18 protein-coding genes are annotated in these 11,249 nt (G+C 68.9%); 4 read left to right on the top strand and 14 right to left on the bottom strand.

Going from position 1 to position 11,249, the window contains the following annotated elements:
• The 3 genes from FAF44_RS03435 to FAF44_RS03425 form a co-directional block, all read left to right on the top strand.
• Positions 1 to 303, top strand: a 303-nt coding sequence (locus FAF44_RS03435; protein WP_237101502.1) for an acyl carrier protein, incomplete at its 5' end; no start/stop codon positions are given.
• The gene (locus tag FAF44_RS03430) at positions 300 to 1,475 is read left to right on the top strand and encodes a cytochrome P450 (protein WP_237101501.1); all 1,176 of its coding nucleotides are present in this window, start codon (positions 300 to 302) and stop codon (positions 1,473 to 1,475) included. The genes FAF44_RS03435 and FAF44_RS03430, both read left to right, overlap by 4 nt.
• A 9-nt stretch (positions 1,476 to 1,484) precedes the next feature.
• Positions 1,485 to 1,865: a VOC family protein gene (locus tag FAF44_RS03425; RefSeq protein WP_237101500.1), complete on the top strand. Its 381-nt coding sequence runs from the start codon at positions 1,485 to 1,487 to the stop codon at positions 1,863 to 1,865.
• Between the two features lie 38 nt (positions 1,866 to 1,903).
• Here FAF44_RS03425 and FAF44_RS03420 read toward each other — a convergent pair whose 3' ends face one another.
• The 14 genes from FAF44_RS03420 to FAF44_RS03350 all read right to left on the bottom strand — a co-directional run bounded on the left by FAF44_RS03420 (position 1,904) and on the right by FAF44_RS03350 (position 10,590).
• The gene (locus FAF44_RS03420; RefSeq protein WP_237101499.1) at positions 1,904 to 2,515 is read right to left on the bottom strand and encodes a hypothetical protein; all 612 of its coding nucleotides are present in this window, start codon (positions 2,513 to 2,515) and stop codon (positions 1,904 to 1,906) included.
• Between the two features lie 117 nt (positions 2,516 to 2,632).
• A complete protein-coding gene (locus FAF44_RS03415; RefSeq protein WP_237101498.1) occupies positions 2,633 to 3,118 on the bottom strand; it encodes a hypothetical protein in 486 nt (161 codons plus the stop codon).
• A gap of 2 nt (positions 3,119 to 3,120) precedes the next feature.
• Entirely contained in the window at positions 3,121 to 3,447 is a 327-nt protein-coding gene (locus FAF44_RS03410) for a PadR family transcriptional regulator (RefSeq protein ID WP_237101497.1), read from the bottom strand.
• 184 nt (positions 3,448 to 3,631) lie between these two features.
• Positions 3,632 to 4,519 (bottom strand): TIGR03619 family F420-dependent LLM class oxidoreductase, encoded by an 888-nt coding sequence (locus FAF44_RS03405; protein WP_237101496.1) that lies wholly within the window; start codon positions 4,517 to 4,519, stop codon positions 3,632 to 3,634.
• Between the two features lie 123 nt (positions 4,520 to 4,642).
• Entirely contained in the window at positions 4,643 to 6,004 is a 1,362-nt protein-coding gene (locus tag FAF44_RS03400; protein WP_237101495.1) for a site-specific integrase, read from the bottom strand.
• The gene (locus FAF44_RS55670) at positions 6,001 to 6,468 is read right to left on the bottom strand and encodes a LacI family DNA-binding transcriptional regulator (RefSeq protein ID WP_308193273.1); all 468 of its coding nucleotides are present in this window, start codon (positions 6,466 to 6,468) and stop codon (positions 6,001 to 6,003) included. Before FAF44_RS55670 ends, FAF44_RS03400 begins: the two co-directional genes overlap by 4 nt.
• Positions 6,469 to 6,821: 353 nt before the next feature.
• Positions 6,822 to 7,166: a hypothetical protein gene (locus tag FAF44_RS03385; protein WP_237101494.1), complete on the bottom strand. Its 345-nt coding sequence runs from the start codon at positions 7,164 to 7,166 to the stop codon at positions 6,822 to 6,824.
• A complete protein-coding gene (locus tag FAF44_RS03380) occupies positions 7,163 to 7,705 on the bottom strand; it encodes a hypothetical protein (RefSeq protein ID WP_237101493.1) in 543 nt (180 codons plus the stop codon). The genes FAF44_RS03385 and FAF44_RS03380 overlap by 4 nt, the downstream gene beginning before the upstream one ends.
• Positions 7,705 to 8,559, bottom strand: a complete 855-nt coding sequence (locus FAF44_RS03375) for a hypothetical protein (RefSeq protein WP_237101492.1) — start codon at positions 8,557 to 8,559, stop codon at positions 7,705 to 7,707. Before FAF44_RS03375 ends, FAF44_RS03380 begins: the two co-directional genes overlap by 1 nt.
• Before the next feature lie 172 nt (positions 8,560 to 8,731).
• Positions 8,732 to 9,094, bottom strand: a complete 363-nt coding sequence (locus tag FAF44_RS03370; RefSeq protein ID WP_237101491.1) for a hypothetical protein — start codon at positions 9,092 to 9,094, stop codon at positions 8,732 to 8,734.
• Positions 9,091 to 9,318: a hypothetical protein gene (locus FAF44_RS03365; protein WP_237101490.1), complete on the bottom strand. Its 228-nt coding sequence runs from the start codon at positions 9,316 to 9,318 to the stop codon at positions 9,091 to 9,093. The genes FAF44_RS03370 and FAF44_RS03365 overlap by 4 nt, the downstream gene beginning before the upstream one ends.
• Positions 9,315 to 9,857 (bottom strand): NUDIX hydrolase, encoded by a 543-nt coding sequence (locus FAF44_RS03360; protein WP_237101489.1) that lies wholly within the window; start codon positions 9,855 to 9,857, stop codon positions 9,315 to 9,317. Before FAF44_RS03360 ends, FAF44_RS03365 begins: the two co-directional genes overlap by 4 nt.
• Positions 9,854 to 10,252, bottom strand: a complete 399-nt coding sequence (locus FAF44_RS03355; RefSeq protein ID WP_237101488.1) for an RNase adapter RapZ — start codon at positions 10,250 to 10,252, stop codon at positions 9,854 to 9,856. Before FAF44_RS03355 ends, FAF44_RS03360 begins: the two co-directional genes overlap by 4 nt.
• Positions 10,253 to 10,266: 14 nt before the next feature.
• Complete coding sequence (locus FAF44_RS03350; RefSeq protein ID WP_237101487.1) at positions 10,267 to 10,590, bottom strand: hypothetical protein; 324 nt, start codon at positions 10,588 to 10,590, stop codon at positions 10,267 to 10,269.
• 72 nt (positions 10,591 to 10,662) lie between these two features.
• Here FAF44_RS03350 and FAF44_RS03345 point away from each other — a divergent pair, with 72 nt between their 5' ends.
• Positions 10,663 to 11,247: a hypothetical protein gene (locus FAF44_RS03345; RefSeq protein WP_237101486.1), complete on the top strand. Its 585-nt coding sequence runs from the start codon at positions 10,663 to 10,665 to the stop codon at positions 11,245 to 11,247.
• Positions 11,248 to 11,249: the final 2 nt, after the last annotated feature.

Here is an 11,249-nt window from a genome sequence, read left to right as displayed (position 1 = left end):
CCGTCCCCGTCCCCGGAGCCCGTACGGCCGGACACCGGCACCGAGCGGGCCGTCACCGCGCTGTTCCGCACCACCCTGGCCCTGGCCGGCGAGGCCGACCTCGACCGGACCTACTTCGCGGCCGGCGGCGACTCGCTGACCGCCGTCTTCCTGCTCGGCGAACTGCGCGACCGCTTCGGCCTCGACGTCCCCATCGAGCTGTTCCTCGCCGAACGCCCCCTGCGCGAGCTGATCGCCCGGGCCGTGCGCGGCGGCGACGAGGACGACCTGCTCGGCGACCTCCTCGACGAGTTCGAACGATGAGACCCCCGCCGGACCCGGCCGCCCTCGACGACCTGGACCTCCTCGACCCGCGCCTGCACGCCGTCCACGACCTCACCCCGCTCTGGCGGCGGTTGCGGGCCACCGACCCGGTCCGCAGGCACGACCGCTTCTGGAGTGTCACCCGGCACGCCGACGTGCTGCGCGTCGTCCGCGACCCGGACACCTACACCTCGCTGCGGGGCAACATGCTGCGCACCCTCCTGCGCGGCCACGACCCCGGCGCGGGCCGGATGATCGTGGTCACCGACGGGCCCCGGCACGCCGTCCTGCGCCGCCTGCTCACCCCGGGCTTCGGCCCCCGCGCGCTCGGCCCCGTCACCCGCTCGATCACCGAGGCCACGAAGGACCTGCTGGCCGCCTTCGTGGCCGGGGGCGGCGGCGACTTCGTCGGGCAGGTGGCCGCGCAGGTGCCGCTGCGCGCGATCTGCGAGCTGCTCGGCGTCCCCGAGCGGGACCGGCAGCGCGTGCTGGAACTGACCGCGCAGGCCATGCTGGGCGAGGAGGAGGCCGACCTGAGCGCGCGGATCGCCCAGAGCGAGATCCTGCTCTACTACACCCGCCTGGCCGCCGAACGCCAGACGTCCCCGGGCGACGACGTCATCAGCCTGCTCGTCTCGGCCGACCTCACCGAGGAGGAGGTGCTGCTCAACTGCTACAACCTGATCATCGGCGGGGACGAGACGGCCCGCCTGGCGATGGCCGGGGGCCTGCTGGCGCTGGCCACGCACGACGCGCAGTGGGCGCGCCTGCGCGGCGATCCCGCCCTGGTCGCCCCCGCCACGGAGGAGATCCTGCGCTGGACCACCCCGGCCGCCCACGTCGGCCGGGTCGCCACCCGGACGGCCGAGCTGGGCGGACGGCGCATCGAGGCCGGGGACGTGCTGGCCCTGTGGACGGCCTCGGCCAACCGCGACGAGACGGTCTTCGACGACCCCGACCGGTTCGACGTGGCCCGGCAGCCGAACAGACATCTGACCTTCGGCCACGGCCCGCACTTCTGCCTGGGCGCGCAGCTCGCCCGCGCCGAGATCCAGGCGCTGCTGTCGGAGCTGCGCGCGACCGTGTCACGGATCGAGCTGACCGGCCCGGTGACGTGGCTGCCGTCGTCCTTCGTCAACGGCGTCGTGACGCTCCCCGTGGCCCTGACGTAGCCTGCAGATATGTCCGTCCATCTGAACCACACCATCATGCCGGCCAGGAACAGGGACGAGACGGCCGCCTTCCTCGTCGACCTGCTCGGCCTGGAACCGGCCCCCGTGTACGGTCCGTTCCGGGTCGTCACGCTCGGCAACGACGTGTCGATCGACGTCGTCGAGGCGGGCGAGGAACTGCCGTCGCTGCACTACGCGTTCCTGGTCAGCGAGGACGAGTTCGACCGGATCTGGGGCCGGATCAAGGAGCGCGGCCTGACGTTCTGGGCCGACCCGCACCACCAGCAGGAGGGGCGGATCAACACCCACGACGGCGGGCGCGGCCTGTACTGGTCCGACCCCAACGGCCACAACCTGGAGATCATCACCGTGCCGTACGGCGGCGCCTAGGGACCGCCTCCTCGGCCCAGGTGGTGCGGCTGAAACGCTCAGGCAGGAGGCGCGCCCGAAGCGACGGTCGGCTCGAAGAGATCGGGCCGGTGCCGGCGGACCTGGTCGCCCATCGGGCCGTCTTCCCACAGGGGATCGACGACGCCGAGGGGGATGCTGATTCTCTGCCGCCCCGATGCCGGATCGATGGGCAGCCGGGCCCGATGAGCCAGCAACCAGTTGGGGGCCTGGTGGGAAATCTCGTATTCGCCCCAGCCGACCAGGCCGACGCATTGCCTGGCTCCGGTTCGGACACCGATCCTGCCGTCCTTGACAATGGTCCGCGGACTGGGAATCCGGCTTTCCACGACATCGACGCGCTCAAGATCTCGCCATGCCAGGCGCACCCGCGATCCGTACCAGTCCCCCATCTCCACGCCGTCAGGAGAGACGCGCGCAACCGTGGCAGCGGCCATCAGCCGCCACCTGACCAACCGCACCCCGGCGAAGGCCACCGTCACCCCTGCTGCCAGGAAAACCGCCTCCATATTATGACGATCAGGGACGAAGGCGATGAATATCAGCCATACGGGGATTAAAAGCACGGAAGGGAGAAGCATCCGAACAACGGTCGCGACCGAAAACACGCGCGCCATACGAAACTCTTCCATGCACCAAACCTGAGGCCTCGACGCCATCGATGTCAACGCGAAATGTCCTGCTTGTGTCATGATCGCGAGAACCTTGGCCTTGACGTCATACGCAGACCGGATGTCTCCGCATGCCGCCTATGGCGAGTTGCCTTCCAACTCCAGGTTGAATTCGTATCTCTTCAGCTGGTACAGGCGCAGGGATCGCTGCGGGAGGAAGCCGAGCATGCGGATGAGTGCCGAGAGGATCACCGTGTGGACCAGTTCGATGGGCATGAGCCCGATGAAGGCCCACAGGGGTGCCGTTGCGAGTAGCCATGCCGCGCACTGCCGCGCCAGGTAGCGCGAACCGAGCAGGTCATCGCGTGCCCACCAGCGGTAGGCGTAGGGAAGGCGCTTGTGGAACAGGCGATACAGCGCCCAGTGCCACAGTGGCGGGCGCTCCCGCAGGCGCAGTGCGATACCGCCACGTACGACGTCGAGCGAGTCGCGCAGGGTCGGCCTGCTCTGCTCCGGCTTCGCCAGATCCAGCAGCGTGCCGATCAACTCCTCGCCCCGCGTCTGCCGATATCGGAGCGGGTAGGCCCGCGCGAGGAACCGGCAGTGACGTTCGTAGCTATCCATGATCACATCCCGGGCTGGAGTCGTGCGCCGAGGCGGCGTTGCGCGGTGGCGGCGAGGCGGGTCAAGCGGGCAGTCTCCTCGGTCAGGAGTTCGGCGCCCTGACAGGTCAACTCGTAGTAGCGGCGGTGCCGGCCGTCCACGACCTCTTCACCCGCCACCCGGGCAAACCCTGCTTCGGCCAGACGGTCAAGCGCGCCATAGAGCGTGCCCGCCCCGAGGCGTACACGGTCCTCCGACAGCTCGCGCACAGCTTTGATCACGCCGTAACCATGCAGCGGGCCTTCGGAAAGGGCCAGCAGCACGAGGTAGCTCTGTTCACGCATTGCCATATCCGATATATATCGCTAACCGTACTATCGGTCAAAGGAATGGCGGTCAGAACGGCGTCGTGGGCTGCGGCCCAGGCGAAGGTGTCGTCGTTGGGCGGCGACGATGTCCGGGGAGATCTCCAGGTGAGGCCCGGGATGGTTGATGCCGGAACGCGCTCGCAGCGGCGATGTACCAGGCGTCTGCCTAGGGCGCCAGCGCCTCCAGCGCCTCCTCGGCCCGGCGCATCGCCTCCCCGGCGTCGGCCGCCGGGATCTCGCGGTCGAAGTTCAGGTCGTGGAAGACGTCGGTGACGCCCTGTTCGGCCAGGGCCGCCACGTCCCGCCTGATCTTGTCGTAGGTGCCGGTCAGCGGCCGGTCCTCGTCATGGGCGCGCACCTGGGTGACGCCCCGGCAGACGAACCTGAACGCGTCCGCGTCCCGCCCCGCCGCCGCCAGCTCCGCCTTGATGAGCCGGACCCGCCCGGCGATCGCGGACAGATCCTCCCTGCTGGAGCTGACCCAGCCGTCGGCCAGCCGGGCGGCGCGGCGCAGCGCGACCTCGGCCGTGCCGCCGAGCAGGAGCGGCGGCGGCCCCGGCTCCGGCTTGGGGTCGAGGTGGGCGGGCGGCACGCGGTAGAAGTCGCCGTCGTGCGTCACCACGTCGTCGGCCCACGCCTTGCGCAGCACCTCGACGTACTCCTCGATCCGGCGTCCGCGCCGGGCCATGTCGACGCCCGTCGCCTCGAACTCCTCGGGCAGCCAGCCCAGCCCGAGCCCCGCGCTGAACCGGCCGCCCGAGAGCGTCTGGAGCGTGGCGAGCTGCTTGGCCAGCACCACGGGCTGCACGTACGCGTTGACCACCGCGACACCCAGCCGGATCCGGCTGGTCACGGCCGAGACGTGGGCCAGCGTGATGAGCGGGTCGTGCACGGCCCGGTAGGTGACCCCCATCGCATGCCCGACCGGATACAGCAGCCGCTGAAACGTCCAGAGCTCCGCATACCCGAGCTCCTCGGCCCGGACGGCGACACGACGCAGGTTCTCAGGTGTGGCCCACGGCCCTGACACGGGCACGGCGAATCCGACTCTCATGAGACCTAGTCTGACCGACGCGATTTCGCCCAACAGATGGGCCTCTCACCTGGGAGGAAAGATGAGCCAGGCCACACAGCCGCGTAATCATTCCGCGTATATTCCGCACCGACACCCTGCCGCTCATGACTCGCCCAGCGTTTTCTCGATGCGCTTGTTCGCGATTTCCTGCTGGCCGTCGATGCACTTGGCGTAGGTCTTCAGCAGAATCGCCACGGTGTGCCCGGCCCGCTCAGCAACCTCGGGGGCATGCACGCCGGCGTTGAGCCAGAGCGACACGGCGGCGTGCCGCAGGTCGTAGGGACGCCGAGCCAGCGGGGAATACACCTGCTCCGGGGTGAAAGCCAGCTCACGGGCCTTCCGCCACACTGATGTGTAATCGCTGTGGTACGAACCGCCACTGCGCGTGTAGAACAGCCGTCCGTCCGGGGTCGTGCCGAAGGTCTGGATGTGAGCGCGCAGGATGGCGACCATCTCGGGCGGAATCGGCACCAGGCGTTCCTCGTCCCCTTCACGATGTTTGAGGCCGCGCTCCTCAAACACCTCCCCGGAGTCGGTGAAATCGCGGCTGCTCTGCGGGCGAGTCTTCCTGATGGTGAGGTAGCCCCATCCGTCCACCGGGAGATAGCAGTCCCTTTCTCGCAGTCCTCGTGTCTCGGACGGGCGCAGGGCAGCGAAGTACATGCAGGCGAACATCGCAGACATCCTGGCTCCGCGGGTGCGTCCGATGTACGTGACAGCGATCAGCAGTTCGCGCGCCTGCCGGGGATTGACGACTACCCGCCGGTCTACTGCGGGGTTCGACTTGGTCGGCTTCCACTTGATCCGGTCGAGCGGGTTGGCGTCGAGATCCTCCAGTTCGACGGCGTACTCCAAGACGTGGTGCAGTGTGGAGCGTTTGCGCCGGAAGGTCGAGAGCGCGGCCTTGGTGCCGTCCTGGCAAAGGGCGACGGCATCGAGAGCTGCGCGGACGTGGCGGGCTTCCGTGAGTTCGGTCACCGGCAGTGAGGCTGCCTCCAGCCAGCGCAGCGCGGTGGTGGCCTGGACGTCGGGGTGTGGCTGGCGCTCCTCAGGGAGAAACACGTGCTTGCGCAGCACGTAGCGCAGTACTGCGGTGTCGGGGCGTCCCTTGCGGTCAGCCGTCAGAACCAGCGTGACCGCGACCAGGGTCTCCATGGTGTTCGAACGTGATGTGGGGGCCAGGTGCGGCCAGTGAGCTTTCATGTAGGCCCTGGCGAGTGCCAGCCATGTGCGGCTGTTCTTGGCCTTGAGCATGGATTGGGGAAGACCGGTTTCGGTGTCGAACCACTCCCCGTTCTTCGCGGCCTGGCGCAGGTCAGAGAGGAAGTTTTCCGCCAGTTGCGACCCGCCGAAGGTGGAGGAGCACTCCTTGCCGTCCACGGTCCAGCGCACCACGTACGACGGCTTCTTGCTGGAAGCGTTGCGCTTGATCTTCCAGAACTTGACCTTGTACGACCTGCTCACACGTCCACCCGAAGTCCGTCAAGCCATGCCTGGTAGTCGTTGCGGTGGACGCGGTAGCTCCCATTGGGGAGTTTGAACATATTCTTGGGGACTTCCCCGCGGGTCATCCAGTGCTGCCAGGTCCGCCGGTCGATCTTGAGCATCCTCATGATCTCGGGGACGGTGACCCACTCGTCGTCGCCCTGGCTCGTCGTCGCGTCGCGTCTGGAATTCCTGCGCGAGCGGGCGGGGCCAGCCTGCCAGCCGATCTCCTGGGCGATGGCCTGGATGCGTGCCCTCGTCTGCTCCGAGACGCCAGGGCGGCCGGCCAGCGCGGAGGCGACGGAGACCTTGGACACTCCGGCCTGCTCGGCGATGTCGTCAAGCGTCGGCCCCTTCGTTCGTGCACCTCTTCGCGCGGTCTCGGACGCGGCTCGGGGCCCTCGCGTAGGGGCGGTTTGGTCAGGTCGGGTGGATGCGGCCATGATGGGCACTCCTCTTCGCTTCGGCGGCGGGGGATGCGGTCCCGGGCGGTGCTTGCTGGCGCGAGCCCGGGACCGCGGTGCTATCTAGGGTCGTTGGCGGTTACGCCAACGTTGATCGGTGGTGCGGCGGCATCGGCGCAGCGGATGGCCAGAGCAGCGCTGGGCGGGCGCTGCGCTTCGCTTCCCTCTCTCGTGCGGCAGCCGGTGACCGCGCCTCCCACGCCACCATCGAGCTGATCATCACTAACAGAGACGCGATAGGCGCGCTCATCGCGCGTCGATTCCACTTTATGACCACTCGTTAGTGACTGTCCACCGACCCTGCGACCTGCTGCTTTCCTTGAGAATTTCGATTAGTCGGAGGATTGGATCATCCGTCCGGAGGACCTATCAGCGACAGACCGCCCGTCCCACCGCAGCGTCGGATCCTCGTGCTCCTCCCCCAGGCCCTCCCACCAGTTCGCGCCGCCGCTGTCCTCCTCCACGGCCAAGGCGTGCTCGGTGCAGTGGCCGAAGTCCGCTTCCGAGTCGGACGGCAGAAGGCAGTAGACGATCCCATTGCCGTTGCCGAACTCGACCTGCCAGGAACAGCGGCCCTGCCGGAACAGCGCCACCTCCTCCGCCAGCCACCGGCACGGATGCGACTCCGGCGTGATCCGGGCGCCCGCCGGCCGCCCGTCTGTGTGCACGTACGTCATCCGAACTCCCCCGGCCAGTACGTGATCGGACACGCGCCCTCGGTCTCCGGAGCCACGAGCCTGATGCTGAACGCGCACACTCCGACATCCTTGATGTCGAAGATCGCATACAGGTGCTGGATCGTGCCCCGCACCCGCTCGGCGCCGCCGTCGAGGGTGGCCAGCGGATCGTCCACCACAGCGTCGGGAGCGAAGCGGATGTGCCTAATCCAGTCGGCGACCGCCGCCGTCATCCGGTCGGCGCTGATGTGCCCGAGCGCGAACAGGTTGTCGTCCTCCGCGCTGTCGTAGAGCTGAAGGCCCTGCGCAGGAAACCCTGGAGGCAACCTCAGCGGTGTCGCACTCGCCACGACGCCCGCCGTGGCGAAACGCTCGGCTTCCGCGACGACACCCGCCGGGCAGGCCGGGCGCGTGTCGTTGATCGCCTTGAGTAGCGCTGCGGCTGACGCGACCAGCTCGATGTAGATGGCGTCGTTGCTGTTGGCAGGGTCGGCGGCGTCAGCGTCGAGCTGATCGATTGCCTTGGGGATGTCGCTCATCAGCCGCGCGCCCCGGCCGCCGCGCAGTGCCGGTCGGTGTGCGTACGCGCCTCCCGGACCTCCGCGCACGAGCTCGACACCATGAGGTCGTGCGGGTCGAGCCTCTTGTTCTGGCACCAGGCCGCGTGAAGGCCCTTCGTGCTGCCGGACACGGGCTTGCCGATGACCTCTTGCACAGCGGCGATCATCTGGTCGCCGCGAGCGTTGGCCTCCTCACCCCGGCAACGGTCGGACCTCGTGTGCTGCCGGGCCTTCTTGCAGACGGTGCGGCGGTCGTCCGGGGCCGCCGACATGTGCCGATCGCTGTGGTCGCCGTCGTAGTGGCAGCGAGTGCAGTGGAACGTCACCACCGGGACTAGGCCCTCCCCGATGGCGTCCACGCCGGGAGAGAGCAGCGCGGGCCGACCGAGCAGCTCGTACACGACGACGCTGCCGCCGTCGTCGAACTGGAACTCGGTCACGATCCCCTGCCCATCGGGGTTCCACGTGGTGTGAGGGATCAGCTCGTTCCACGCGTTGCCGTTCGGCCATCGATCGGCGAAGCCGCCGTGCTGCGTGAGCTCGCTCCAGGGGACGGCGACCGGGTTGGCCACGAACCGGGCGATGATGTCGGCCGGGCCGAGCCACATCGCTGAGTGCTCCTGGCTCTCCAGACCGGCGACGCCGAACGTGTCGGTCGGCCGGTGCTCCTCGATGAAGCCCTCGGTGAGCGCGTCCCACCGCGGGTGGCTCCGCTCGATGACGGCGGCCCAGCTCATCCGGTACTGGGCGGCGCTGGTGACGTAGGTGGAGTTGTTCGGGGAGACCTGGTGGGTGTTGCCGGGTAGGTCGATGGGAGGAAGTGTCAGCATCATGCGTGGCTCCTACGGCCTGATGAGGTCGGGGTAGAGCGGGGTTTCGGGGTGCGGCTGGTCACGGCAGCCACCCCGTAGGTGATGACCGCGAGGGTGGCAAGCGCGCCCGCGACGCCGTACAGCACGTCGGCGGCCAGCGGCGAACGCGGGGAGCGCGGCCGAGTTGCGGACTTCACCGGCGCTCCTCGGTCGTCACGAGGCTGGTGACCCACGCGGTCAGCCCGCGGCGGCGCTGCTCCTCCTGCTTCTGCGGTGGCTCCGGCTCGGGGGGCAGCGCCGAGCAGTCGTCGGCATGTCCCTGAGCGTCGTTTTCCGCCTTTCGGCGATCTACGAAGCCGGGGTCGTAGTAGGTCTCTCCCTGGCGGCCGTACCGCTTGCAGCCCAGGCAGCGCCAGTTGTAGCCGTCCACCTCGTACGGCTTGTTGGCCGCGTACGGAGGACCGCTGCGGGTCCACGTCGTCATGAACCGGGCGGTGTGCAGCTCGACGACCGCGCCGGCCCGGTTGGCGTAGCGGGTGATGACCTCGCCGCTCATCGCTCGTCCCCCACGACCTCGTGCACGTAGATCGTCGCCCTGTATCCAACTCCCGATGCGTCCTGAGCCACGTACGTGGGATCGAGCCACAGCCGGACGTCGTCGCCGAAGAAGTCCTTGGCCTCGTTGAGAGCCGTCCGCTCCATGCTTGTGGGGTCCTGCCCGAACACGTTGGCGGCGTAGCCGCGGCCGATGTCCGGCCGGGTTTCGCTCTGGTTCGTCATCCGATCTTCCTTTCGTCGTGAGGGTTGGCGGCGAGTTGGTCGAGCACGACGAGGTCGTCGCGGCTGACTTCGACCAGGTCCGCGTCGGTGAGCCACTGCACCCAGACCGGTTCGAGGCCGGGCCGGTCGCGGAACTCCCCGGCGGTGAGATGCCCGCGGGCGTACGCGAGCGTCGTCTGCGTCTGGAGCTCGTCCAGCCGGAGCCAGCGGGCGTTGCGGGTCTCCCGTCTGCTCGGGTTCAGTTCCCCGGCGACCTCGACGCGGAAGATCTGCCACTGGTGGCCGACTCCGCGTGGGCCGGGCAGGCGGCGGCACCGGTTCGGACGCCAGCCGCCCGTGACCAGCTCGGCCATCGCGACGGTCAGCCCGACTTCCTCGAACACCTCCGCGCAGACGGCGTCCATGGGGCCGCCGTGGTGGTCGATGTGCCCGGCCGGGCCGGCGACGCCGGGCGGGTCGGTGTTGCGGTCGAACACGAGCAGCCGCCCGTCCTTGTCGAAGATGAGGGCTCCGACGCTGGCGTTGTCGCAGACCTTCACGACTGCCTCCCCTGCGGTACGAGAAGCGACTTGCCCACGTCACGGTGAGAGACAGAGACGACGTCCGCGCCCGACGCCCACAGCAGAGCGAAGGTTTCCTCGGCGAGGGCGACGGCGCGGTGTCGGCCACCGCTGCATCCCCATGCCACCGTGACCGTCCGGTTCTGGGGCGCCAGGTCGGCGGCGAGAGCGGATGCGGTGGCCACCACGTGGTGGAGGAGCCTGAGCGCCCCAGGCGTGTCCAGCACGTGCCTACGGACGGGCTCGTCCATCCCGGTCATCTCCCGCAGAGCGGGATGGTCGTGCGGGTTGCGCAGGACGTCGCGCACGTCGATGAGGAGGTCGGCGCGCGGCGGGGGCTCGTGGCCGAACCCGAACGAGATGACTTCGATCATCAGCGTTCCTTTCGTCAGGCCCGTCGTGGGCCGGTTGACCTGCGGCCGGACAGCCGCAGGAAGCTCATGGTCATGTCAGCCACCACGGTGGCCGTGACGGTCAGGAGGGTCCCCGCGACCGGGCCCCATGTGGTGACCGCCAGTTGGGCCGCCGATCCGATCGTTAGCGTTAGCGCCAACCGTGATGTGCCAGGCCGCGTGACGCCGGTCACGACGAGGGCGACAAGCATCACCGCGGCGGGCACCACCAGCAGCAGATCTGCCCGTGTCACCCCGGCGCCGATACCGAGGAGAAACACGGCGCATGCCCATCCGACCAGCAAGAACACCCGCAGCACGGCCAGCAGAACGCGATCACTGCGCGGAGCCCACCCTGTACGACGTGTAGGGGTCGCGTTTACGATGCGCGCATGCAGGGTTCCCACGCCGAGTCCTATCAGCGGCTCATCGCCGACCGGGTGGCGGAGATCCCCGTCCCCGAACGATTCCGCGACCCGGACGTGCTCATCGCCGGGGAAGGTATCGAGGTCAGCATCGCCGTGCCCTCCACCGACCGGCCCCGGCCGGTGCTCACGGTCGGCGAACGTCTCGCCGTCGAAGCGCCACGAGACGTCGTCAAGGGCGTCGTCGCCGTGCACATCGCTCGCGCGCACCTCGGCCATCCCGCCCCGGTCGGGCAGTGGGTGCCGACGCTGCTCATTTTCAGCGGCGTGTTTGTCCTGTTCGGCCTGGCCACGGGCATCGCGCCGTTCCTGTTCCTCGGCGGTATCGGCATCATCGGCGGCGTGCTCGGTCTGCGTTCCCGTATCGAGGCCGCGCAGGTCGTACGCGCCCGCGTCCACCAAGCCGACGAACTCGCGGCCGACTGGGTGGGACGGCAGGCGGTCGTGGACGGGCTGCGCTGGGTCACCGACCGCGCCGAGCCCGACGCCCGTTTCGGCGGCCGGCTCGCTCCCCCGACCGTCCAGGATCGTCTCCGGGCTCTCGGTGCGTGACG

Origin of the sequence: Nonomuraea sp. MG754425 (assembly GCF_021699195.1) — a bacterium.
Classification (GTDB): Bacteria; Actinomycetota; Actinomycetes; order Streptosporangiales; family Streptosporangiaceae; genus Nonomuraea.
Note: the sequence above shows the minus strand (reverse complement) of the source record. Positions and strands in the feature narration are given on the sequence as shown.

Excerpts from the sequence above, each read along its gene's own strand:
- FAF44_RS03430 (WP_237101501.1), top strand. The coding sequence starts at position 300 with ATGAGACCCCCGCCGGACCCGGCCGCCCTCGACGACCTGGACCTCCTC.
- FAF44_RS03425 (WP_237101500.1), top strand. The coding sequence starts at position 1,485 with ATGTCCGTCCATCTGAACCACACCATCATGCCGGCCAGGAACAGGGAC.
- FAF44_RS03420 (WP_237101499.1), bottom strand. The coding sequence starts at position 2,515 with ATGGAAGAGTTTCGTATGGCGCGCGTGTTTTCGGTCGCGACCGTTGTT.
- FAF44_RS03415 (WP_237101498.1), bottom strand. The coding sequence starts at position 3,118 with ATGGATAGCTACGAACGTCACTGCCGGTTCCTCGCGCGGGCCTACCCG.
- FAF44_RS03410 (WP_237101497.1), bottom strand. The coding sequence starts at position 3,447 with ATGGCAATGCGTGAACAGAGCTACCTCGTGCTGCTGGCCCTTTCCGAA.
- FAF44_RS03405 (WP_237101496.1), bottom strand. The coding sequence starts at position 4,519 with ATGAGAGTCGGATTCGCCGTGCCCGTGTCAGGGCCGTGGGCCACACCT.
- FAF44_RS55670 (WP_308193273.1), bottom strand. The coding sequence starts at position 6,468 with ATGGCCGCATCCACCCGACCTGACCAAACCGCCCCTACGCGAGGGCCC.
- FAF44_RS03385 (WP_237101494.1), bottom strand. The coding sequence starts at position 7,166 with ATGACGTACGTGCACACAGACGGGCGGCCGGCGGGCGCCCGGATCACG.
- FAF44_RS03380 (WP_237101493.1), bottom strand. The coding sequence starts at position 7,705 with ATGAGCGACATCCCCAAGGCAATCGATCAGCTCGACGCTGACGCCGCC.
- FAF44_RS03375 (WP_237101492.1), bottom strand. The coding sequence starts at position 8,559 with ATGATGCTGACACTTCCTCCCATCGACCTACCCGGCAACACCCACCAG.
- FAF44_RS03370 (WP_237101491.1), bottom strand. The coding sequence starts at position 9,094 with ATGAGCGGCGAGGTCATCACCCGCTACGCCAACCGGGCCGGCGCGGTC.
- FAF44_RS03365 (WP_237101490.1), bottom strand. The coding sequence starts at position 9,318 with ATGACGAACCAGAGCGAAACCCGGCCGGACATCGGCCGCGGCTACGCC.
- FAF44_RS03355 (WP_237101488.1), bottom strand. The coding sequence starts at position 10,252 with ATGATCGAAGTCATCTCGTTCGGGTTCGGCCACGAGCCCCCGCCGCGC.
- FAF44_RS03345 (WP_237101486.1), top strand. The coding sequence starts at position 10,663 with ATGCAGGGTTCCCACGCCGAGTCCTATCAGCGGCTCATCGCCGACCGG.